This window comes from Lentimicrobiaceae bacterium (genome assembly GCA_023227965.1).
In the GTDB taxonomy this organism is placed as follows: domain Bacteria; phylum Bacteroidota; class Bacteroidia; order Bacteroidales; family JALOCA01; genus JALOCA01.
The window spans coordinates 1-24,173 of record JALOCA010000021.1; the positions used below are offsets into that span (position 1 = coordinate 1).

Here is a 24,173-nt window from a genome sequence, read left to right on the forward strand (position 1 = left end):
AAGAAAACAATGTTTTTACAAGTTCGCGACATTGTTTATCCATGATTGTGGTGTCCTTACCGGCTTCTATCTTAATATAGCCGTCTATCCAAAAATTTGTATAAGAATAATACCAAACGGCACCCATCGGTGCCCAGGTTTGCGATTGTACTCCTATTGAGCACATCCCACACAAGCAAATAACAAGTAAAAGTTTTTTCATGACTATTGAATTTTAAAAGTTTTTAAATTTTTATCTTTTTTTGACCCTACCCAACCGGCATTCTCCTGATTTTCAGGGTTACTGCGCCCTCCCCTAATTTTAGGGGAGGGATCGGGAGGGGTCTTTTAATTAATTGTTAATAACGAGTTTTTGTTTGCCGATGGTTTTACCGTTTTTGCGGATTGTACCGATTGTACCGATTGTGCAGATTGTGCAGATCGAATATCATTCATAACTTTTTATTTTTCTATTGCTCCAGACTCTAAACTCACTGCTGCTTCAGATAGAAATGCTGTTGCATCAAATTTTATCGTCAATATCCGAACTGCCTTGCCTGAATGTTTTCTATCTTCACCTTATAGCAGCATACTTCATTCACCGCAGGGGTATTATAGTTGAAATCTTTTCCGGTGTAATGCCTCATAATCATGTTCAGGGCTTGCACTTTTTCATCAAAATCATTGATAAATTCCACTTTACCAGAAACGACCACGCTTTTGTATTTCATGCCGTAGCTGCAGGCAACCTGTTCGCTCTGGAACTTCAGTTCGTGAGCTGTGCTCATCACAATGCAAACATTTGGATTGTAGCGAAGGATGTCAATTTTTTTTCCTGTTTGTGCCGAATGCAGATAAATATAGCCATTGTTGTATCCAAAATTAAGTGCAAGGTTGTATGGCATATTGTTTTGGTCAACCATGGCTACGTAACACACCTGGCACTTGCTTATAATACCGTGTATTTCACTTTCGTTTGTAATAATTTTGCTTCTCATAGGGTATTATATTTAAGGTTTGCTGAAAATATCAGGCGAGTCGCGGATATAAAGTTGATTTTGTAAGATTGAAAAAGGGAAAAAAGAACAAAAAATCATTAAAATAAAATTGAGTAAAAAATAGCTCATCATTTTCGTTAAATTCATCAGCAGCAACCGTAGCATCCATCTTCATCTCAAACGGTGTGCTGAACTTTTCTATTTTTATTTGCTTATCTGAATTATACTCTATCATAAATGCAATCTTTAATCACCAAATTAAAGCTTTCCCCTGCACTTATTATTCTATTTTCCACCTTATTTTATTAACAATTATTCTGCTATTATCTTTTCAGCAAACCCTATGTAAAGTTAGAATGGCTAAGGCAGAGATCAGGACTGAACTATTTTGCAATGAAAACTAAAATCCAGGTTGCTTTTAACGCTACCAGAAATAAATTATTAAAGCATAATGGACATTTTTGATGCTGTTTATTTTCATGATTTTTATATCTTCTTTATTCAACTTAGTAATTGCAAATTCCATTCAGCAGCTACATAAATTTATTCTTTTATTAATTTATTTGTGAATATTTTATCGTCAATTTTTAATTCTATAAAATAGATTCCATTATTCAACATCCTTGTATCTATCTTCTCATCAAAACTAATATTTTGACTATAAACTAAAGTCCCAACAACATTGTAAATATTAATCAATCCTTCTTTTTCCAAAGATTTATCTAAGCATATGTTTAATTCATCATCAAACGGATTGGGGTAACAATAAATCGTTTCAACAGAAGGTTGAAGTTTTGGAATGTGTGTTATAACATCCCCTGTTGAGTCCGTTTTAACTAATCTTGGAGTGCCATACATATTATTTGCAAGAAACAAATATAAACCATCTTCAGTTTGAAATATTTCCTTTGGTTCAAGTTTTACTGGAGCATAAATTGAAAAAACACTGTCTCCGGCTTCATCTAATTTCATAACCCAAAGACCATCTACATTCATTTGCGAAGTTTCCATATAGTTTGAAGTAATAAAACCATTATCATTAGTTGTTGCTATTGAATTACAGCTGTTATAAAAATAATTGCTTGCATATATTTTTTTCCATATTTCTTCTCCGTATTGATTTACTTTTAAAAAAATCAGTTGTCCTTCAACAAATTCATTTCCTGCAATAAGCAAGTAGTCGTCCGGTGTTTTAATCATAGAGGAAGAGGCAAAATTATCAAGTATGTTTTTTGTCCATAAAGTGTCTCCGCTATCGTTGATCTTTAATAAAGTACCTGCATTAGAAAGACAATAATACCCATTGTCGAATGATGGAATGATAGACATCCCGGTTGCAAATTCCGCATAATTTTTTGTCCACAGTGTATCTCCATTTTCATTAAGTTTAGTAATAAACAATCCATTATCGTTGGAATAAACGGCCCCTCCAACGCATAAATAACTGTTATCATTTAAGTTTAATACATCCTTGATGTATATTTCGCCATAACTGGTATTGAATTCAGATTCCCATTGAAGTTGATTATATTTATTAAATTTCAGCAGATATGGATTTGTGTAATAATATCCGGCAATTATGTATCCTGAGTCTGCAGTTGCTTTGATGCATTCGGGCATTCCTTCTGCTTCGCGATAAAAAGAAGTATCCCATTCTATAATTCCCAGTGAATCTGTTTGAAAAACGTCCCATCTTTGCATCATTGATTCATATTCAGCACCTGCAAGAATATATTTCTTCGAAAGGGTCTGCGTAAAAGTAGTTGCAGCTTCATTTTGATATATTTTTTCCCATCCTGCCTGTCCAAAGGAAGCAATGCTGTTTAAAGCTATTACCATTAGTAAAAACATCTTTTTCATCTTTTTTTTTATTTTAAAGTTAATATTTTGTTAATCTATAATATTAAAACTCGTATAGATTTCATTACTTTCTGCATCTATACGTTCATATTCGTTTTAAAATTATATCAATACTTGTAATTCTAATAAGGATAGAATTTTAAATAATTAATTAGCACATAACTATTTATTCTATTAATAGCTTTTTGCAAATCACTTCCTGCCCACTAACCAACTTCAGCATGTATAATCCATGTGGGATACCGGATAAAGAAACAGTAGTTTTCTTTTCTGTTAGTTGCCTCGTAAACACAGCCTGTCCCTGCATGCTAAACAGCGTGAGCGTTTGCATCTGTTTATCCGATTCTATGGTAACATAGTCTTTGGCTGGATTGGGTGTAAGCGTTAAACTTTTTCCATTCACTTCATTTACATCTAACCAAAATAATAATGTAATGATATTGGATGGTTCCGATTCGCAATCAGAGTAAAGTGCGGTTACCCAGAAATCACAAAGAAAATCAGAGGGCTTGGTTACTATGACCTTAAGAAAAGTATCTTGAGTGAAAAAAGGCTGAAAACCAAAAGGATCAGGATATAAGTAAACATTATATCCTAACAATCCACCTCTTACCGAATTATCCTTATTATCTTTAAATTTCAGTGCTTTCGGAAGTTTCCCGATTGTATATGGGCATGTATTTGTATAGTGTTCTTTTTGCAGGGAAGAAACAGGTTTTAAAGTAATTTCTTTTCCATCATAGTCCACTAATCCGCAAATATTCCAGTTATAATTATACCCATAGCCAGATAAGGCTTCCCATTCGCTGTCATTTAAACTAATCATATCTCCATAACCTGCAACGGCAGGTCCTTCATCTACACCTGCAGGAAATTCTCCCATAGGTTGAACAATAGAATATCCAATCCAAAGTTCATGAGAAGAATCTATTACTACCGGAACATTCAAATTAATGGTATTCCATTGTTCTATGGCAAGCCCCGAAAGTGGTTGTTCTCTTATCAGGCTGCCTGCATTTTCTCCTGTCCATATTTTCAGAGTATAGTTGGTATTATTTCCTCTTGGAAATATTTTCACTCTATTAAGCAAAAAACCACCATAGGGAATTAGTTGTTCTGGTTCAAAACGTATGGCAGCAGTAAACGTTCCTCCTTCATCAAGGCCTATCCCATCATAATTTATTCCATTATCATATCGTAATTCGGTTTGGAAAGAATTAGCAAAGGGAACCGGAACCGGCGACCACCATACATTAAATCCATATTGAAATCCATATCCATCGAAATTCTTTGGCGCACCGCGGTAATACATATGCAGGTAAACAGAATCTTCCATAAAAAACTCGCAACCTGCATATATTGTAGATACCCGGTAATAATACATTCCTGTATCTGGTTCTGCATCAATAAAAGTTAAATCCGCTATTGGCACATTGGTAAGCAGTTGACCGTTTCGGTAAACGTTATACTGATAATCGCGGTTGTCATCTTTTCCGGAAGGAGACCCCCAGCCAATAACAGCATTATTACAATGCTGAAAAGCATCAACCGATTGCGGTGCATAATTTCCTGTAGGGAAAAAAGCAACACTACCACCATACACCGAATCACAAGCAGGATAAACAGCCGTAAGCACATAAACCGAGGAACATGGAGAATATGTTGTATCGCTGAAATAAGTATTGGTAATCAACGAATCATTTTGCAATATCCCGCTTTCGTAAATATTGTAACCCAGCAGAGTTGTATCGTAAGGCGCATTCCAGTTAAAAGTAACAATGCCGGGTATGGAGTCGGTTCCGGTAAAACCAGTTGGGGGGGGACATGTTAAAATGGTAATAGGACTAGAATAAGTTCCTTGTTCACATTCAGGATACACTGCAGCTACTTCATAAACATAAGTACCTGGCGACAATCCCAGGTCGTCAAACTGTAGCACATAAACAGGATCTTGATTTATTTTCTCGTTGTTACGATAAACATTGTAATAGAAATCCACTCCTGCATCACAGCGGTTAATATTAACCGGAGAAGTCCAGGTAAGATGAACATCATAGCCATCAGCTACTACCTGAAAATTTTCAGGATTAAAGGTACAGCCCCATGCAAGTATCCATGTCCCACCGAAAACTGAATCACAATCAGGATAAACGGCTGCTAATGTATATTCCCATTGACAAGGCATTATATAAGGATCGTAATAAAATGTATCGGTAATAAGTTCGCTGTTGCGTAATATCTCGTTCCGGTAAAGGTTGTAACCCATTGGTGTGGTTATCTCCGGAGCATTCCAACACATAATGATATCATTAACGAGTGGCGGAAACCCAATAAAGCCAGTTGGTGGCATCGCTGGATTTATAATCTCCGATGTGCAGGAGGGAACAGATTCACCAAACGGATTCCAAATTGCCGTAATACAAATGTTAACGTTACCGATATACGCCCATTCAAAGGAAAACACCGTGTCATTTGCCAATGTAGAGTCAATCAGAAGATTGTTCCGGTAAATTTTATAACCGGAAACCGTACCGCCCGGATCGGGCAAAGGCGATTGCCAACTTAGGGTTACAATGTTGCAGTTAACTGTGGATGTTACATTCTGCGGCGGATTCTGTGCTCTCAGATTGCAGGAAATCACTGCCGTAAAAACCAGAAAAAGTAATAGTTTTCTCATAATGCGGGGTATTTTTGAAGGAAATAATCTTACAAATCAACTATTTTCTAAGCTTCCCCTTTAAACAAATTCCCTAAAATATCTATTAAGAAAATAGTTACCCGCAAATGTAAAAAAAATTTTGTTCATATCTTGTAAAGTTTATAAAATTTTTTATGCTGGGCAAAACAATTCAGGATTCATAATGCAGGTAGATTTACCGAAATAAATTAACATTCATCGCCTATGGTGAAATATGGCATGCTGAAATATTATAAGAATGGTTTGCAACCTTAACCCGAACTCAGGTTATTAATGATATTTGTATTGAGTCGCCAGTTTATCAGTGTATTTACCTGATCAAAAAAGCCCAGTCTTTATTTTCCTTCTTTCTGCTGCTAAATCAGCAAAGCCTATGTGTTTCTTATTTTTTATGCTACAAATACAACATCTTTATCGTTATAAACAACAATACTCTAATATTTTATGTGCTTTTTTACCTTGCAACGGTCTTAGTTTATCAAAAAATCAGCCTATATGAATATAAGAATTCAATACCAGCCTGTAAATAATAAGTACAGCTACAGGTAAAAATAACAATAACTTACGATACCGGAATTTTGTCTTCACTTGTATTACAATATTTTTTGAAGTGGGATCATTATAATGCACAAAAATATTAACAATGGGAATAAGCATTGCCAGTAACATCAAAGAAACAGTAATAGGATATTTAGGTGCCATAAGGAAAAACAGTATTATACTTCCGGTAAGCCATGGTAAGAAAATAGTACTAATAACATAATAAACCCTGTTTTGTGGTCGGATAAGGGTTGCCGACAATGACGACATCAGGAAAGCCCTTATTATATACTTTCCGGTAATAAGCATAAAAAAGAATGCAATAACGGAAAAAATAATTTCCTCCACATCAAACATATTGCTCATAAATATCCATTCCGACGAATAAATAAAGCCACTACGTGTAACCATTCCCACTATATATGCTCCAAAAAAGAAATTCGCCCCTTGTAAAATGCACCATGAAAAGAATAAACGGAGATAATGTGCTGATGCCTTCTCAATGAGAAATAATCGTAAAGCAAGTAATGCCAGCAAAATACACACTATGGGCCCTACCGCAAAAATAGTAACCAAAGCTTTTCGTGTCCATAAATTCGAAAGATCACTGATAGGAAATTTTACTTCAAAGTAATTCCAAGTAGATGGTATTGTAAAAGAGTGGGCTGATAATATTGTTAAAAGTTGGTTGATAATAAAAAACAGCAAAAAAGACAATACAAAATAAGATGTTGAAACCACAAAAGATGTAATGTGCTTTTTCCTAAGGTTATAATTTACTACACTCTCTTTCAGCAAACGGAAAAAATGGATGAAGTTGGAATTCATTTTTCGTATTCGCTCCTTTTTAATTTTTTTTCTGATAAATTTAATGTCATCAGGCGTGCGAAATGAAGAAAAAGGATCTTTAAAAAAACGGATAACTTTTTGATTGAAAAGCCTCTTCTGTTCTCTTCTGTATCGTTTTTGCAAATATTTTTGTTCCCTTGTAACTTTTTTCCTAAAACTCAGGGGATTTTTAAGAAAAACAAGAAATCGTTTTTTTAAATTCTTTTGATTTTCTTTTCGGGCTTTTGCTCGAAGGTATCTTTGCTCATGACTGAGATTATACGATAAAGTATGTTTAAAAAAAGAACGGATACTTTTTTTCAAATCGTTCCAGTCCTGTTTCCTTACTTTTTTATAATACCTTTTTTTCCTGCGATTTATCTTCTTTTGTCCCTGCCTTGTCCGCAGCCAATCTTTTATTCTTCGTTGTATCTTCCTATAGACCTTATAAAAAGGATTTCTTTTTCTTTTTTTATGTTTCATATTTCCCCAAAAAATCAGAAGTCAAACATACATTATAAAAATTAAAATACCAAAGACTATTTTTTTACTGTTATTAAAGCAATATACATACCAATGAAATATAATATTCCGGGGTTTTCAATTGTATTACTTTTTTACTATACTACATTGTTGTGATAATATTGCAATCCCAAAACTTTAAGTTTGCGTCTTACTTTTAAGAAAACAATAATCATCAAATAGGCAATATTTCCCACCTTATAGGTAATTGGACAAATAGAGTGTCGTATATCAAAAAAAATTATATTTTTGCTTTAAAAAACCACAAAAACACAAACTGGGGTCTTAATCTGATTATGTTTTTTGTATATTTGCCAAACTTTGTAGTTTTTTTGCTTAAAACATTTCAGGTGTCTTGTTAAGTCAAGCATTTGATTTTTATATACGTAAAATTTACTGTTCTTTGAGAAAACTTAATTAACCTGAATTTGGGATAAAATATGTTTTATATTTGCCCGATAACTACCCGTTAAGGTTTTAATATCCTGCTGAAATATTACAGGAATGGTTTGTAACATTATGCCGAACTCGGGTTATTAAAAAGATTTCTTCCTTGAATGGCAAATTTCCAGGTTTATGAAATATTATAATATAAGTATACCTTTTCCAAGGAAAGAAATGTTAAACATGAAAAACTATTAAAAAATAACTAAAAACACAAAACGTATGAAACCAAAACTTTTACTCCTTTTATTTGCACTCTTTCTTAGTTACTGGGGATGGGGGCAACAGGTTATTGGCTCTTTTCCTAATACAGATGGTGGATTTGAAAACCAATCAGGCACACTAACAACAGCTAGCTCAATTTCAAGTGTACAGACTTATTGGACAACTCAAGTTGCAGCAGCAGGAATAATAAGTACTACCGGTGGGCGATCTGGGCCTAAATATGTTACCTATACTCAGTCTGGAAGTTCGCATAAACGACTTCAAAGTCCAACATCAGATATTGCAACTGGTAGCTATATTGTCCAATTTTACTATCAAGGAGATTTGGATGGCGGCACTTATGGAAACATTCGTGGGGCTGTATCTTGTAATGGTACTTCAAGTCCTTCGTATGGAACGTATATTACTGGTGCTAATACAGGAAGTAATTGGACAAAATATACGGCTGTTGTTAATCCTGGGACATATGCAGCAAATATTGGGATTGGTGTCATAAGTGTTAATAATACAGCTCAATTTAATATTGACGACTTCGTAATGTATGCCGGAGCAGCCGATAATACTGCACCCGATTCGCCAGGCACCGTAACCATCAGCAATGCTACTGGAACTTCGCTCGATGTGAGCTGGGATGCTGCAACAGGTGGTGTTGATGGCGGTGGCTACGTAGTAGTAAGATATTCATCCGACCCAGGAGCAGGTAACGACCCCAATCAGAATGGTATTTATGCCATTGGAAACGCCGTTCCTACCGGTGGAACAGTTCGTTATATAGGCACTTCAACTTCTTTTACTGATAATGTTGACATTGTTGCTGCTACTCAGTACTGGTATAAAGTTTTCACCGTTGACAAAGCCTTTAATTATTCAACCGAATCTTCAGCATCAGGAACAACAAGTGGAGGTGGGGCAATAACAAAACTTGTAATTACTTCAGTAAACGGAGGCAATTCTCCTTCAGCCAACACTCCTTTTTCAGTAGTTGTTGAAGGTCGCGATGCTTCAGATAATCCTGCTGTTGCCGCATCTGATATTGATATTACTTTATCATTAAATACCGGAACAGGCTCATTGGGAGGTGTATTAACAGGTACAATATCAACAGGCAACGGTAGCACCACCATTTCGGGTGTTACTTATAATACTGCTGAAAACGGAGTGGTAATCACCGCCGGTGCGGCAGGTCTCACTTCGGGAAACAGCAGTTCGTTTAATGTGTTGGATGCCGCCAACCATCTTGTAGTTTTAAGTTTCCCTATTCATGGCAGAGTTAATACCAACATATCCGCATTCACTGTGGAAGCAAGAAGAGCCGACAATTCCGTTGATGCCAACTTCACTTCCAATATTATAATTAGCAAAAATTCAGGTGCCGGAACCCTTTCAGGTACTTTGTCAAAAGCTGCTTCGGCAGGGATATCTACTTTTAATGACATACAATTCGACATTGCAGGTATTTACTCTGTTAATGCAAATTCTGGCTTACTTACTCAGGGTACAAGCACCGACATTGATATTTTTGTTCCAACATCTTTCAGAACAAAATCAAGCGGTACATGGAATGTAGCTGCTACATGGGAAGAAACTGATGGAACTAATTGGTACGATGCACTCGATTACCCTAAGGATGCTACCACCAATGCAACTATTCAAAATGGACACACCATCCTTCTTACTGATAATCTTGGTAAATGTAAAGACCTTAACGTTAATAACGGCGGTAAATTATGGGCAAACAGTACCACTTCAGGCAAATACCTTTACGTTTATGGAAATATTACAAATGACGGAATTATTGGTACTGATGTTGGCGCTACAACCAAAGATTTGCTTGGCTTCGACATAGAGGGAACTAACTGTAATATAAGCGGCTCGGGTATATTCGATTGTGGACGTATGTCGAAATTCACCACTGACAACCTCACTACAAATGTTGTTATAAATATGGATGTTGCTCTAAGATATGTTTCCGGTACCGCTTCAGCTTTATATAATGGTGCAGGAACTACTACTACTTTCAATATTACAGTAAATGCAGGTAAAAAATTAGAAGTACCTAATGCAAAAATAGACCTTAACTATTGCACCCTCACTCTCAAATCAAATGCCGCAGGCACTGCTACACTTCTCGATAATGGGACTATTAATGGCCAATCGGGTACAAATGTAGTTGCCGAACAATTCCTTAGCTCAAACAAATGGCATTTTATGACTCCACCGCTTACTGGCAACACTGCACTTGTGTTTTCTACAACCAATCCCGCAATTTCTGGCAACATTTATCTGCGTACCTTCAACGAACCCGCTAACAATTATACTTATATTGTTGACCCAACTACTGTTTTGAATGTTTGCCAGGGTTATCAACTTTGGGCTACTGCTGATAATACTGCTATTTTTACCGGTACACTTTCTACTTCAGACATTACCCTAAATACAGCTTCAACACCGGCTCTATCGTTTACCAACAGTGATCCTTATGGCTTTAACCTTGTAGGAAATCCTTTTATGAGTGCTATTGATGGCGACCTTCTTACAAAAACCAATATTGATGCATCTGTGTATGTTTGGGATGGCACTGCCGGAAATTACAAAGGCTGGAATGGTACCATAGGTGGTTTAACAGACGGTATAATCCCCGCTATGCAAGGATTCTTTGTCCATGCCAATGCAGCCAACCCCGAACTCGTTATCCCTACAGCATCACGTCTTTATAGCTCAACGAACTTCTACAAAGAGGCTGTTTATGACTTACTATCACTTAAAGTTACAGGTGCCGGATATGAAGATGCAACCTACATTAATTTAAACAATTCAGCAACTATTGGTTTCGACAATCAATACGATGCTTACAAATTAATGGGTTCTGACGAAGCTCCTCAATTATACACTACAAATTCCGAACAGAACTTTTCGATTAATGTTTTACCATATTCAGCAAATGAAATAATTGTTCCGATGAGTTTCAAAGCAGGAGTAAATACGGACTATACCTTATCGGTAAAAGAACTCTATTTTGATCCATCTATAACTATTCTACTCGAAGATGTACTTGCCGGACAAACCCTCGACCTTCGTCAGAATAACACTTATACCTTTGCTGCTCAAACCGGCGACGATGTTGCAAGGTTCAAAGTACATATTCTCGGTGCCACTGGAATTCAAAATCCTGGTTCTTCCAATCCATTTAATATTTATGCCTTTGGCAATACTATTTATGTAAATAATCAATCTGCCCAACCTTGCCAAACAGAAGTTTATACTGTTAGCGGGCAATTGGTTGCCAGCAAAATATTAAAGGCTTCATCGCTAAGTAGCATTAACAGCATTACTCAAAGAGGAGTTTATGTAGTAAAAGTTACTTCGGCAGGGAAAACCCTTAGTGAAAAGGTTGTTTTAAAATAACAATATCATCCATAGCTTTCTGTTAGTTTCAGAAATCTTATGGAATAAAAAATATTTTAATACGTAAACGTTAAAAAAATCAACAATATGAAAAGAGCCTTAAAGATATTAGTTTTATCGGCAATAATTGCAATAGCATCAACGACTGTACAGGCACAAGAGCCACCTCATCCGGGAGGCAATCCATCCGATCCAGGCAGCGGTGCACCAGGACCTGTTGGCGGGGGAGCCCCAGTTGACAGTGGTTTAGTTATGCTGATAGCTTTCGGTGCATTATATGGCGCAAGGAAAATTGCCGCTCTTCGCCGTAGTGAACAATAACTGAATGCTTATGAATTTTATTGAAAACCCGCCTACAAAGCGGGTTTTCTTTTGTTCTAATTGCCGAAATGCAAACCACTGTTCAATAAAATACGGTAAAGAAATAAAATTACCACTATCATAATGATAACACTTTTACGTGTATAAGATCTCCTTAACATTCCTGCATTCAGAATCTCGTCGTGTTTTTCGGAACGTGCAGTTAAAAGCATTGGAATTATCATTAGCACCGGGGTAATTGTTTTTAGCGTAAATGGTAGATAATGCTCTGGTATTGTTATAATGTAAAATACTATTACACCCACAAGCCAGGGGATAAACACATAAGCAAAAATGAAAAATAATCTGAATTGCCTCTTGATTATGGTAGCCGAACCAGATGTAAGTAAAAATAATCTCGTGGCAAATCTACCTGTCAATAACATTACTATCAAGGCTATCAACACAAATAATATCTCTTCCACTGCAAACATTTTGTTCATAAACAGCCATTCAGTGGAATAAATGAATTCTGTGCGGGTAATAAACCCAACTATATACGAACCAAAAAACAAATTGATTCCGTTTATCGTACACCAAAGTAAAAACAGTCTTATTCCAACAATCATTTTGTTTTCAGAAAAGAACATTCTGAAAAAAACTAATGTAAGGAATAGTATAGCAATGGGTCCGGCTGAGAAAATACTTACCATTGCCATACGGGAATAAATGGAAGAATAAGTATAAAGTGGCCATTTTATACGATAATAATACCAGATACAAGGGATGTCGAACGACCGGGTTATCAAAATTGTCGTAATCTGATAAATAACATAAAGAAACAGGAACGACAATAGATAAAAGCCTGTTGACTGAAGCATTGAGGCTGAGAAACGAATTCGTAAATCAGGGGTTTTTATTATTTGTTTTAAGGATGAAATGTTCTCCCTGAATCGTTTACTTATATTTTCACGCTTGTCACGACGAATCATCCCTTTTATTGCAAGCAGTTCGTCGTCGGGTTGTTCGTGTTTGAACAAAGTTTTAATGGGATTTTTTAAAAACGAGATTATCCTTCGTTTAACATTGTTCCGACGGTCTTGTTTGATTTTGCGGCGTATTATCAGTTCTTCGACATCATAGTAACGTGGGGTGTAGAACAAAAGAAAAGGATTTCTGAGATATTTAATCAGCAGTATTTTGAAATTCATCCTTCTGTCGTGTTTTATCTTTTTTCGTATAATTTGTTGTTCCAAATCCCACTCGGGCTTAGGGAAAAAAAACCTGAATGGATTTTTGAAAAAAGTTTTTAATTTCTTAATAAACATCTGTTGCCGGTCGGCACGAATTTTCCGGCGGATGATACGGATTTCGAGATCGGGTTTGTCTTTTGAAGAAAATACTTTGCCCATACGTTTAAGAAAACTTGTTTTGTTTTTCTTGCGATAATGTCGTTGATGAGCTTTTTGTTTTAATTTCCTTTCGTGCCGTTCTTTTCGCTGCAGCTTTCTGTCGGTCAGTATCATTTTCAGTATCTCCAAATGTCCGGGACGATTATGGCGGCGTCTTTCGTTTTCCATAGATTTGTGTCTTTCTCAGGAAGGTCAAACATACGATGTTTTTTGAAAATATTAAACACAAAAATTCTAACAGCTTAAACTTTGTTTTATCATGGTAATATTTGCCAGCTATTATATGTTTTGCATCCGTTTTGATAAATTGCATTAATTTCCTATACATTTAGAATAAAATATATTATAACCATTAATGCAATTTTTGTAACGGTGTTTATGAGAAACCATATTTTTAATTCCTGAATGTTATATTAACTTACTGTTAAATCTTGTCCGGATTCGTGAATCCGGACATATTTTTTCTTTTTAATTCATTTTTTTATATTTATTTTACTGAAGATATTTTTATTGAAACAAGAGATAATCATTGTATTGTTTTATTGCAATTTATGGGTATCATTCTTATTTGAGAAATGACTATTCTTTAATGCTTTTTTAGTGAAACACCTGGAAAACAGTAATAAAAAACATTTGCAAAAACTTAAACATAACGAGGTATGGCAGTAAATTACAAACCGGTTCCCAAAAAAAACCCCGCAAAGCAGGATGAACACCCCAAGTATTATGCCCAGGCAGTAAGTACGGGTGATTTATCGCTGCGCCAATTGGCAAAAATGATAACCGAAGTAGCAAGCGTTAAGTCTGCCGATACCATGGCGGTGTTGGAAGCCCTGTTGGATGTACTTCCTATGGCATTAGCCGACGGCAAAATAGTGCGTCTTGGCGATTTTGGCAGCTTTAACCTAAGTATTAAAAGCGATGGAACCGAAGATATAAACAAACTAACTTCGGCAAACATCCGTAAGGTAGCTGTTAATTTCCGCCCGGGTAAGGAATTCACCAATGCATTAGAGCATCTTGTATTCAATAAAATTGTTTAACGGAAAGCCCGCAGGTAAATAATTTTTACTGGCGGGCTTTTACTTAAAAGCTGCCCGGCTTTTGTTCAAAAGCCCGTGGGCTTCCGTAGGCTTTTTATGCCTGAATAATTAATAAAAAATAATTAAAAATACATAACATATGAAACGAAAACTTTTACTCTTATTTATTATGCTAAGCCTCGGGTATTTGGGGTGGGGACAGACACTACTTCAATGGAATACTTATGGAAATGTAGGAACAGAAACTACAGAACCAAGTGTTTACAATGACCCAAATATTTCATCGGTCAACCTTACCCAAGGCAGTATTACTGCAGCGGCAAATGGAAATCGATTTGGCGGTTCTGGATGGTTTGATACTGGGAATACTGCATCTGGTAACACTTTAACAGAAGCAATTGCAGGAAATGATTATATTCAATTTATAGTCACACCTAATTCGGGTTATAGTTTTACTCCTACTTCATTTGTTTTTCAATGGGATAAATCTGGCACTGGTCCCAAAAATGTAACACTAAGATCGTCAGTTGATAGTTATGCGACGGACTTAGGAACTGTCGCTCCGGTTGCTGCAATGGGTACTCTGAATACCATAACAATAACAGGACTAACAGCGCTTACTAGTGCAACTACTTTTCGACTTTACGGATATGGAGCCACTGCCACTGGTGGAACGGGTGGATTTGATGTGTCTTCTAATGTGGTAAATGTCCAGCTTAATGGATCTACTGCTTCTACAGGCAATGCCGCTCCAACTGTTACTACTCAGGCTGTTAGTTCTATAGGGACAACTACTGCCACCGGTAATGGTAATATTACGGCTACCGGAGGAGTGAATGCCTCGACAAGAGGAATATGCTGGGATGTATATGCCAATCCAGACCCGGATATTACGGATAGCCATAGCACAGAGTCAGGCGATTTTGGTACCGGTGCGTTTACCGGGACTATGACTTTATTAAGTCCCGAAACACGGTACAATGCCGTAGCCTATGCGACCAACAGTGTGGGTACGGGTTATGGTTCGGCTGTTAATTTCTGGACATTGTCAACAGAACCTTCTACTCACTCAACTACTTTTGCTAATTCTGTAATTTCGCAAACACAAATTGATCTTTCGTTTGATGCGGCAAGTACCGTTACCAATGCCGATGGTTATATTATACTTCAAAAGACAGGCTCCGCCCCGACAGGAACTCCTACTGATGGAAATGCTTACAGCGTAGGAAACACCATTGGAGATGCTACCGTAGCTGCCATTGTTGCTAACACGTCAGCTACTTCCGCGAATGTAACCGGCTTATCAGCCGGAACAAATTATTATTTTACCTTGATTCCTTATAACTGGAATGCAACGGACGCAGCCACCTATAATTATAAAACTGATGGTACAATACCTAATACAAATGGCACTACCCAGCTACCATTAGATGCAACCTCTGAAGTATCAGGTCCTGTTTTGGTAAGCCAACCCAATCCTACGCTTATTTCTTCATTAGTTACAACTGAGAGTGCGGCTATTCGTGTTTTAGATATGGATATTTATGATTATGGTTCTACAGATACACAGCCCACTAAAATTACTCAGGTAACCATTAAAGCAGGCACCAACAATACTGCAGACTGGTCAACTACTATTCAAGGCGTTAAATTATCAACAGATGCCGGGAGTTCATTTGTAACGATTGGAACCCCGACAATAACTACTTCTTCCATTGTTATTCCTATTACTTCCGGTAATTTGAATATTCCCAATGGTAATGTTTTAACAGTTTCGTTGTACGTTTATTTAAAAAACACTGGCTTAACAGATAACCAGGTTCTCGAATTTGATATTCCCATTACTTCTCATGGGTTTACTGCGGATGCAACAGGTTCTACCTTTTTAACAACCTTTGCCAGTGCTACAACTTCAAACCAAATTTTAATTGATGTAATTGCTACGAAATTAAGTTTTGTACAGCAACCAACAAATGTTGGCACTTCAGCGAATATTACACCTAGTGTTACTGTTAGTGCAAATGATGCAAATGGGAATAGGGATTTAGATTATACAACAAATGTATCAATTACAGCAACCGGAGCTACATTAAATGGTTCTCCGGTATCAGTAGCAGCGGTAGGTGGATTGGCTACATTTAGTACATTATCATTTTCTACAGCAGCCACTGGAGCAACTTTGGATGTTACTTCTGGTTCTTTAACCGGAGTATCAAGTAATGCATTTAATGTAATTTTATTACCAGCAGAAGGAGAGATCGTTATAAATCAATTTAATCCTGCATACAATGGAGCATCTAATGAATACATTGAATTAATAAATAAAACAAACAAAACATTTGATTTGTCACAATTAAAAATCATGTATTCATCTAGTGGTGGTTCTGGTCCAAGTTCAATGGGCACTTTAAGTGGAACATTACCACCTTATAGTTTCTGGTTACTTTCACCAGATGCAACAATAACTGTCGGGTTAACGACTGCTCTTGCAAGAGATGGCTCTTTTACAGCAGGAATGGCTGCAACATCTGGTCAAATTGCAGTAGAAACTCTTGAAAATGTAAAAATTGATGGGGTTGCTTATGGTTCAATTAGCTCAAATAAACTTGGTGAAGGCAATCCTGCTCCAACCCCTACTACGGCAAAAGATGGACTTAAAAGAATTTATGATGGAGTTGATAATAACACAAACAGTGTGGATTTTGCAAATGTTGCTAATGCTGACATCTATTTAAGAAATCATAATTCATTATGTATTCCTACTGTCTATATACTACCTTTATCCTCTTATCCTGCAGATATCGTTCTTTCCGGTTCATCACCTAATGTTACTTTATCTGGAAATACAATAATATCAGGTAAATTAACAATTATTTCCGGCAGCCTTACTGTAGCTTCAAGTCAATCCCTTACCGTCTCCGGCACTCTCACTAGTAACTTCGACAATTCAGGATTAGTCATCGAAGATGGCGCATCGCTGATTACCAATGGAACGGTGAGTGGCGGGGCTACGGTAAAGCGTACCTTTACCGGTCCTGCATGGCACCTTATGTCGCCACCGGTTAGCTCTCAAAATATTTTTACCGGATATACCGATATGTATTATTATGACGAAACAAACAATTTATGGATTAACCACAATGGCGGTACATGGGGCGCTGGGGAAATTTCTTATCTGCCCGGTAAAGGTTATCTCGTTTCGTGGACATCGGGGGCAACAAAAGACTTCGCTGGCACAATCAACAGCGGCGATTATGCTACTGGTACAGGCTCGGTTCCGGCTTTGTCGTTCACCACGGGAAAAGGTGAGGGATACAACCTTATCGGAAATCCTTATCCTTCTGCTATCATCGGTAGCATAGATACATGGACTAAAAACAACGTTGACAATTCTATCTGGGTTTACGATAATGGAAACTATCTTACCTGGAATGGCAGCATAGGAGATTTAGCCGAAGGTATCATTCCTGCAATGCAGGGATTCTGGATAAAAGCCAATGGCAGCGACCCCTCCTTAACCATTCCCAATAGTGCACGAACATTATTATCTCATTCATATTACAAAGAAAGCGTTCAGGACATGCTACAACTGAAGGTTGAGGGCAATGACTACTGCGACGGTATAGTTATCAATATGAATAACGATGCAACCACAGGTTACGATAACGAATACGATGTTTTCAAAATGTACGGGCTTCAGGAAGCACCCCAAATGTACAGCCTGGCATCTAATAGCGAGCTATCCATCAATGTTCTTCCTCATTCGGCTCAGGAAATTATTGTCCCGGTAGCACTGAAGGTAGGGCAGGAAACTTCTTATACCATTAGTGTAAAAGAGAATACCTTTAATCCATTGGTAGGTATTTTGCTTGAAGATGTGAAAACCAACGCCATCATTAACTTATGGCAGGTTCCTTCTTATACCTTTACGGCAAACCCAAACGACGATCCGCAACGCTTTAAACTGCATTTCTATGGAGCTACCGGCATCAGCGAATCCACGCAAAACGATTTCAACATTTATGCTTACGACAATACTATTTATATTAATAATTCTACCGGCAAAGCACATAACGGAACCATCGAAGTGTATGATATTACCGGAAGATTGGTACTGAAAACACCTTTACTGAACCAATTGCTGAACAAAATTTCTGTCGGCAATGTAAAGGGATGCTATATAGTAAATGTTGTTACCAATAATGATTCATATTCAGATAAAGTTGTTTTTTAACATAAGGAGAAGATACAAATGAAAACGAAGAAATTAGTATCAATAATAGGAATAGGTTTATTTTGTTTACTTTTTAATCCGGCATTTGCCGACGGACCTCCACCTCCACCAAGCGGACATGGAAACAGTGGAAATGCTACACCTCCAAGTGGTGGTGGCGGTGCACCTATTGATGGTGGATTGAGTATTCTGCTGGCTTTAGCTGCAGCTTTCGGTGCAAAAAAAGTTTACGACATACGCAAAAAAGAAAAAACTACCACCTGATACATTCATAGCGATAATTTTAACCCAAATTATTCATTAGAAGCGAAGCGAGCTAATGAATTAGTTGGGTTTAACCCCGATTTAGAAAAACTTGAATAATAAGATTTCCTTACCAATAAAAAAGATAAATTCTTAGTTTTTCTTAATCGTTTTGCCGTTACAAAAATATCAATAATAGTTCATTACTATTGTATTTTTCTAATGATTGTTATTTGAAAAAAATGCTAACGGCAAATCTGGGTTTAATTTAACCGGGTTTTAATACTTCCCCGGGTTAGGCAACGTCCAACAATTTGGGCGTTGTTTTTTTATTTTTTAATTTAGGGTATGCTGAAAAGATAATAACCTGAGTTCGGGTGAAGGTTACAAACAATTCCTTAATATTTCAGTTTTTATAAACCACTAAGGGCACAAAGGAACACTAAGGATTTTTCCCTTTGTGATTTTTATCGGCGTTCCTTTTTTTGAAGCAATCTGAGGCCGGCGGTTGCAAACCATTCCTGTAATATCGGGCTTTCGTTAAAATAAAAGAGGAGGCTCCGTTTGGAACCTCCTCTGTGTCGGAGTGGTCAGACTCGAACTGACGACCACTTGCACCCCATGCAAGTACGCTAGCCAACTGCGCCACACCCCGATTTATTTATTTTAAAGAACTTTCGATTCAGCTAATGACCTTCCCGATTTAATCGGGATATGCTAACCTACGGAATTTATCCTGCTTGATTTTGCGGCTGCAAATATACAAGCCTTTTTCAAAATAACAACATTTTTACATAAGTCAATTTGTCAGCAGTTGCTTTGTTAATAGCCAATGTTTTAATCTTTGGCATATTTTTCGTAACTTCTTATGCCGTTCTGTAAAATCCATTAATTTTGTAAAAAACACATGAACATATGCAACAAGACACTGAAAAAGTACGATGCCTGATCATTGGCTCAGGACCTGCCGGCTACACCGCAGCTATTTATGCTGCCCGTGCCGATTTGAAACCTATTTTATATGAAGGACTACAACCCGGCGGACAGCTTACCACTACCACCGAAATAGATAATTTTCCGGGATACCCGGAAGGAACTACCGGTACCGGGATGATGGAGGATATGAAAAAGCAAGCCTTACGTTTCGGAACAGATGTACGTTTTGGGATTATCACGGAAGTGGACTTTTCCAAACGTCCATTTATCCTCAAATCGGACGATGGAAAAATACTGGAAGCCGAAACCGTAATTATTGCTACCGGAGCCACTGCCAAGTGGTTGGAAATACCTTCGGAAGAGAAATTTCGTGGTTATGGCGTTTCTGCCTGCGCCACCTGCGACGGATTCTTCTACCGTGGCAAAGATGTAGCCATCGTAGGCGGAGGCGACACCGCTGCCGAAGAAGCTACCTATCTTGCCAAACTTTGCCGTAAGGTATATCTCATCCATCGCCGCGACGAACTGCGTGCTTCCAAAGCCATGCAAGCCAAAGTTCTGAGTACTCCCAACCTTGAAGTAAGGTGGAGCCATACTCCCAAAGAAATCCTTGGCGACGAAAAGGGTGTAAACGGCGTTTTGCTCCAAAACCTGAAGACCGGACAAGATGTGAAGATAGATGTGGATGGTTTCTTTGTAGCCATCGGTCATATCCCAAATTCTGATATTTTTAAAGGACAGATAGATTTGTACGAAGACGGTTACATCAGAACAGTTCCTGGTTCTACACGTACCAGCGTAGAAGGTATTTTTGCCGCCGGAGATGTGCAGGATCATCACTTCCGCCAGGCAATCACCGCCGCCGGAACCGGTTGTATGGCTGCCATCGAAGCCGAACGGTTCCTGTCGTCGCTATAAGCCGGAGGTTTTGAAAATAAAAGATTAAGGTTTAAGATACTTATCAATTAGTAATAGCAATTCCTGTCTCTTGATAGGCTTTGAAATATAATCGTCGCAACCCGCCGAAAGTGTCATTTCTTTATCTCCATTTAGCGCATAGGCTGTTTGTGCAATTACCGGCAGATTGGGTCGTTGATGTTTAATGTGTTGCGTGGCTTCATAACCATCCATAACAGGCATTTTAATATCCATAAGTACCAAATCAATTGAAGAGTCTGATGTACAGACTTCTACTGCCTCTTTTCCGTTTTTAGCATGCAACATTCTGAAATTTTTATTTTTCAGGATGTTGATAAGCAACATAAAGTTACTTTCTTCATCTTCAACAATTAGCAAAGTTTTCATATTTTTGACTTTGGTATTAAAATTAATTTTTAAAAAACAGATAATGAAAAGTAAAAGGTAGCACCATTATTTACTTTGGATTGTGTCCATATTTCTCCTTCGTGACGCTGGATAATACGTTGTACAATGGCAAGCCCCACTCCGGTACCTTCAAATTCCTGTGTGGAATGCAAACGCTGGAACACACCGAATATTTTTTCGGCAAATTTCATATCGAAACCGACACCATTGTCGCTAATTGAAAAAATCCATTTTTTATTTTCTTTTTTGCACGAAACGGTAATTTCAGAAGTTACTTTCGGGGAAGAAAATTTAATGGCATTCGACAGCAGATTTATCCACACCTGCTTCATCATGGAATGGTCGGCTTTTACGATGGGAAGATTGTCTTTGTGAAAAATAATTTTCCCGGGTTTTTCCGTCGAAGTAAGTTCAGAAAAACAAGTTTCGACCAACAGGTTCATGTCCACATCTCTATGATTCATATCTGATCGGCTGAGGCGCGAAAATGCCAGAAGGTCATCAATGAGTTGTCCCATCCGCAGGGTGTTGGCGATTATGGTATCGCAAACTTTTTTCCCCTGCTCATCAAGATTTTCTCTGTAATCTTCCAAAAGAATACGTGTAAATCCTTCAATTGCTCTTAAAGGAGATATGAGGTCGTGTGAAACGGTATAGGCAAATGATTCTAATTCCTTGTTGGCAAACATAAGCTCAGCAGTACGTTCCTCCACACGATTTTCAAGTGTGGCATTCAGGAGTTTAATTTCATTTTCTGCTTTTTTACGTTCCGTTATGTCGGTTTTGATGGTGCCTACAAGAGGCAAGTCTTCCGGAATGTTAATTCTGAATTTCTCGGTGTAGTAAACCAGTTCTTTGCCATGTTTATCTGTCCAGTTTTCTTCATACGAAACAAAACCTTTTTCCAGGGCTTTGGTATCCACTTCCACCATTTTATCAGCTATGGGCTTGGGGAAACATTCATGAGGAGTTTTTCCCATCCATTCCTCAATGGGAAATGATGCACGACATTGTTCATTGGCAAAAACAGGACGCAATGTGTTGTCTTTAATAAGTATCTGTGCCGGTGTAAACTGCATAAAAGCAGCCAGACGGGCTTCACTTTGCCGCATAGCCATCTCGGCTCTTTTACGTTCGGTAATATCACGCCCGATAACAATCAGTTCTTTCCTTTTCCCTTCCGGGGTAAAGGTTGGTATCTTAACAATATCAAACATTTTAACAGAGCCATCGGGTTGTGTGATGCTTTCATCGCTACGGGTAGGAACTCCTGACTGCCACGCCCTTTCATCAGTAAGTTCACAAGCAAGAAAAGCTTCTTTAAAAAAAGGGCTGAAATGAGCTTGTTCGCTATCTTTTTTACCTTTATAGTCCACACCTTCAAGTTGAAAAAGCCGCAAATCATAATCATTCGCAACAAGCCATTTGCCTTCTCCATCTTTAAAACAAACAATGTCAGACATGGCATTGATAAGTGTGGCAAGTAAGTTTTCGTTATCGGTAAAGATTTCGTTAGCCAGCTTGTTAATTATAGAAGCTGTGGAAGTTTCCTCTTTGCCTGGCGAAATATTATTTTCAGCATTAACATACACTTTTTCAGCAGGTAAACTATTTTTAAAATAATCTGTTCTCATTTCTCAGGGTGCGTGGATAGTAAATAATTGCTCGCCATAAAAATATGAAAATTATAATTGAATTTTAGAAAAATCTATCGGCATCGAATTGCAGGCTACCTATAGCAGCCATTGGGCATAATTTTTACCTTTGCCGATCCTTCAAAAAAAAACTTTATGTCGTGGATAGTCATTGCAGCGCTTATTGGTTCGGGCTTGGTAGTGGGTTTTATCAATACTCTGGCGGGGGGAGCTACTATCATTTCGCTATCACTATTTATGCTATTGGGGCTACCTGCCAATGTTGCCAACGGTACCAACCGGATAGCTGTTTTTTTTCAAACACTCGTTTCGGTTGGTAGCTTTAAAAAGCAAAAGGTACTGGATACCCGTAAAGGATTAATTTTATCAATTCCAACTGTAATAGGTTCGGTTATAGGCGCCCGAATAGCCATTGAGATGAATGAAAAGATTATTGAAAGGGCTTTTGCCGTAATAATGCTGGTGATGTTATTTTTTGTGCTCTACAAGCCCCAGCTATGGTTGAAAGGCAGTGAAAAAGTGGTTTCCGGAAAAATGAAACCTTGGCAGGTTATATTATTTTTTTTCATTGGTATTTACGGAGGTTTTGTACATGTAGGGGTAGGTTATTTCATTCTTGCCGGTGTAGTGCTTGGGGCTGGTTACGACCTGGTGAAAGCCAATGCGCTGAAAGTTCTGATTGTGTTGGCTTACGTACCTTTTACCCTCGTAATTTTCATGTGGAACGGACAGGTGAATTATACATACGGACTAATTCATGCCATAGGCAACGTTATCGGGGCGTATGTTGCATCAAAAATAGCAGTAAACAAAGGAGCCAATTTCATCAGATGGTTTATGGTTGCCATTATCATCATTTTTTCAGCCCAGTTACTCGGGCTTATTGATTTCAAAAGCTGGATAAGCCACTGTATTTAACCCTGTTGATTTTTATATTTCAACACCTCGTTATTAATATAATCCAACTGAATTCCCGCCTGTTCGAACATTTTTTCCGACTCTTCGCCGGCATGGTAGCGAAATTCGCAAACCACCCGGACTATACCACAATTGATAATGAGCATTGCGCAGGTACGACAGGGTGTCATCCGGCAATAAAGGATAGCACCTTCAAGGGCAACTCCCAATTTTGCTGCCTGGCATATGGCATTTTGCTCGGCATGTACCGTTCGCATACAATGCTGGGTAATGGTATCGTTATCGTGTATTACTTTTTTCATTAAATGCCCCACCTCGTCGCAATGCGGCAAACGGGTAGGAGATCCCACATAGCCGGTAACCAAAATTTGTTTATTACGGGCTATTACACAACCACTGCGTCCCCTGTCGCAGGTTGCTCTTTTGGCTATTGTTTGTGCCACTTCCATAAAATATTCATCCCACGAAGGGCGAATGTATTTTTCGCTCATTGACTTTTTTTTATGAAACAAATATCCGATAAAAATTGATTCACACAAAATAGTCTTAAACCTTGTAAAACGAATCACAGCTTTTGGAAGATAAATTTATAAATGTTTATCCCATT

General features: G+C 37.7%; 17 protein-coding genes and 1 tRNA gene. 7 read left to right on the forward strand and 11 right to left on the reverse strand.

What is annotated here, in order from left to right; all coding sequences use genetic code 11:
* The 6 genes from M0R21_08245 to M0R21_08270 all read right to left on the reverse strand — a co-directional run.
* On the reverse strand, positions 1 to 202 hold a 202-nt coding region (locus tag M0R21_08245; protein MCK9617814.1), incomplete at its 3' end, for a hypothetical protein.
* 313 nt (positions 203 to 515) lie between these two features.
* A complete protein-coding gene (locus M0R21_08250; GenBank protein MCK9617815.1) occupies positions 516 to 977 on the reverse strand; it encodes a pyridoxamine 5'-phosphate oxidase family protein in 462 nt (153 codons plus the stop codon).
* A 31-nt stretch (positions 978 to 1,008) separates the two neighbouring features.
* On the reverse strand, positions 1,009 to 1,212 hold the full coding sequence (locus M0R21_08255) for a hypothetical protein (GenBank protein MCK9617816.1): 204 nt from the start codon (positions 1,210 to 1,212) through the stop codon (positions 1,009 to 1,011).
* Between the two features lie 308 nt (positions 1,213 to 1,520).
* A complete protein-coding gene (locus tag M0R21_08260; protein MCK9617817.1) occupies positions 1,521 to 2,837 on the reverse strand; it encodes a T9SS type A sorting domain-containing protein in 1,317 nt (438 codons plus the stop codon).
* Positions 2,838 to 3,003: 166 nt separating this feature from the next.
* The gene (locus tag M0R21_08265) at positions 3,004 to 5,514 is read right to left on the reverse strand and encodes a T9SS type A sorting domain-containing protein (GenBank protein MCK9617818.1); all 2,511 of its coding nucleotides are present in this window, start codon (positions 5,512 to 5,514) and stop codon (positions 3,004 to 3,006) included.
* A gap of 507 nt (positions 5,515 to 6,021) precedes the next feature.
* Complete coding sequence (locus M0R21_08270) at positions 6,022 to 7,047, reverse strand: hypothetical protein (GenBank protein ID MCK9617819.1); 1,026 nt, start codon at positions 7,045 to 7,047, stop codon at positions 6,022 to 6,024.
* Positions 7,048 to 8,091: 1,044 nt separating this feature from the next.
* Here M0R21_08270 and M0R21_08275 point away from each other — a divergent pair.
* Both M0R21_08275 and M0R21_08280 read left to right on the forward strand, forming a co-directional pair.
* A complete protein-coding gene (locus M0R21_08275) occupies positions 8,092 to 11,499 on the forward strand; it encodes a T9SS type A sorting domain-containing protein (protein ID MCK9617820.1) in 3,408 nt (1,135 codons plus the stop codon).
* Positions 11,500 to 11,586: 87 nt separating this feature from the next.
* Positions 11,587 to 11,820, forward strand: coding sequence for a hypothetical protein (locus M0R21_08280; GenBank protein ID MCK9617821.1), 234 nt, complete (start codon positions 11,587 to 11,589; stop codon positions 11,818 to 11,820).
* Between the two features lie 56 nt (positions 11,821 to 11,876).
* Here the strand turns inward: M0R21_08280 and M0R21_08285 are convergent, their stop codons facing one another.
* Positions 11,877 to 13,379 carry a hypothetical protein gene (locus M0R21_08285; protein ID MCK9617822.1) on the reverse strand — a complete coding sequence of 501 codons (1,503 nt, stop codon included), beginning with the start codon at positions 13,377 to 13,379 and terminating at the stop codon, positions 11,877 to 11,879.
* Between the two features lie 491 nt (positions 13,380 to 13,870).
* Between M0R21_08285 and M0R21_08290 the strand changes: the two genes are divergently transcribed.
* From M0R21_08290 to M0R21_08300, 3 genes are all read left to right on the forward strand, one after another.
* Positions 13,871 to 14,254, forward strand: a complete 384-nt coding sequence (locus M0R21_08290; GenBank protein ID MCK9617823.1) for an HU family DNA-binding protein — start codon at positions 13,871 to 13,873, stop codon at positions 14,252 to 14,254.
* Between the two features lie 139 nt (positions 14,255 to 14,393).
* Entirely contained in the window at positions 14,394 to 18,488 is a 4,095-nt protein-coding gene (locus tag M0R21_08295; GenBank protein MCK9617824.1) for a T9SS type A sorting domain-containing protein, read from the forward strand.
* Between the two features lie 18 nt (positions 18,489 to 18,506).
* Positions 18,507 to 18,752, forward strand: a complete 246-nt coding sequence (locus tag M0R21_08300) for a hypothetical protein (GenBank protein ID MCK9617825.1) — start codon at positions 18,507 to 18,509, stop codon at positions 18,750 to 18,752.
* A 560-nt stretch (positions 18,753 to 19,312) separates the two neighbouring features.
* Here M0R21_08300 and M0R21_08305 read toward each other — a convergent pair.
* Positions 19,313 to 19,386: transfer RNA gene (locus M0R21_08305), tRNA-Pro, on the reverse strand.
* Between the two features lie 260 nt (positions 19,387 to 19,646).
* Between M0R21_08305 and trxB the strand changes: the two genes are divergently transcribed.
* Entirely contained in the window at positions 19,647 to 20,585 is a 939-nt protein-coding gene (trxB, locus tag M0R21_08310; GenBank protein ID MCK9617826.1) for a thioredoxin-disulfide reductase, read from the forward strand.
* A 24-nt stretch (positions 20,586 to 20,609) separates the two neighbouring features.
* On the opposite strand, the gene M0R21_08315 is transcribed toward trxB, so the two are convergent.
* Positions 20,610 to 20,972: a response regulator gene (locus M0R21_08315; GenBank protein ID MCK9617827.1), complete on the reverse strand. Its 363-nt coding sequence runs from the start codon at positions 20,970 to 20,972 to the stop codon at positions 20,610 to 20,612.
* Between the two features lie 29 nt (positions 20,973 to 21,001).
* Positions 21,002 to 22,627: an ATP-binding protein gene (locus M0R21_08320; protein MCK9617828.1), complete on the reverse strand. Its 1,626-nt coding sequence runs from the start codon at positions 22,625 to 22,627 to the stop codon at positions 21,002 to 21,004.
* A gap of 156 nt (positions 22,628 to 22,783) precedes the next feature.
* Between M0R21_08320 and M0R21_08325 the strand changes: the two genes are divergently transcribed.
* Positions 22,784 to 23,566, forward strand: coding sequence for a sulfite exporter TauE/SafE family protein (locus tag M0R21_08325; protein MCK9617829.1), 783 nt, complete (start codon positions 22,784 to 22,786; stop codon positions 23,564 to 23,566).
* Here the strand turns inward: M0R21_08325 and M0R21_08330 are convergent.
* On the reverse strand, positions 23,563 to 24,057 hold the full coding sequence (locus tag M0R21_08330) for a cytidine/deoxycytidylate deaminase family protein (protein ID MCK9617830.1): 495 nt from the start codon (positions 24,055 to 24,057) through the stop codon (positions 23,563 to 23,565). The two genes, M0R21_08325 and M0R21_08330, sit on opposite strands and share 4 nt — an antisense overlap.
* Between the last annotated feature and the right edge of the window lie 116 nt (positions 24,058 to 24,173).

Bases quoted from the DNA above. Each gene is read 5' to 3' on its own strand.
- M0R21_08250 (MCK9617815.1), bottom strand. From the start codon at position 977: ATGAGAAGCAAAATTATTACAAACGAAAGTGAAATACACGGTATTATA.
- M0R21_08255 (MCK9617816.1), bottom strand. From the start codon at position 1,212: ATGATAGAGTATAATTCAGATAAGCAAATAAAAATAGAAAAGTTCAGC.
- M0R21_08260 (MCK9617817.1), bottom strand. From the start codon at position 2,837: ATGAAAAAGATGTTTTTACTAATGGTAATAGCTTTAAACAGCATTGCT.
- M0R21_08265 (MCK9617818.1), bottom strand. From the start codon at position 5,514: ATGAGAAAACTATTACTTTTTCTGGTTTTTACGGCAGTGATTTCCTGC.
- M0R21_08275 (MCK9617820.1), top strand. From the start codon at position 8,092: ATGAAACCAAAACTTTTACTCCTTTTATTTGCACTCTTTCTTAGTTAC.
- M0R21_08280 (MCK9617821.1), top strand. From the start codon at position 11,587: ATGAAAAGAGCCTTAAAGATATTAGTTTTATCGGCAATAATTGCAATA.
- M0R21_08285 (MCK9617822.1), bottom strand. From the start codon at position 13,379: ATGGAAAACGAAAGACGCCGCCATAATCGTCCCGGACATTTGGAGATA.
- M0R21_08290 (MCK9617823.1), top strand. From the start codon at position 13,871: ATGGCAGTAAATTACAAACCGGTTCCCAAAAAAAACCCCGCAAAGCAG.
- M0R21_08295 (MCK9617824.1), top strand. From the start codon at position 14,394: ATGAAACGAAAACTTTTACTCTTATTTATTATGCTAAGCCTCGGGTAT.
- M0R21_08300 (MCK9617825.1), top strand. From the start codon at position 18,507: ATGAAAACGAAGAAATTAGTATCAATAATAGGAATAGGTTTATTTTGT.
- trxB (MCK9617826.1), top strand. From the start codon at position 19,647: ATGCAACAAGACACTGAAAAAGTACGATGCCTGATCATTGGCTCAGGA.
- M0R21_08315 (MCK9617827.1), bottom strand. From the start codon at position 20,972: ATGAAAACTTTGCTAATTGTTGAAGATGAAGAAAGTAACTTTATGTTG.
- M0R21_08320 (MCK9617828.1), bottom strand. From the start codon at position 22,627: ATGAGAACAGATTATTTTAAAAATAGTTTACCTGCTGAAAAAGTGTAT.
- M0R21_08325 (MCK9617829.1), top strand. From the start codon at position 22,784: ATGTCGTGGATAGTCATTGCAGCGCTTATTGGTTCGGGCTTGGTAGTG.
- M0R21_08330 (MCK9617830.1), bottom strand. From the start codon at position 24,057: ATGAGCGAAAAATACATTCGCCCTTCGTGGGATGAATATTTTATGGAA.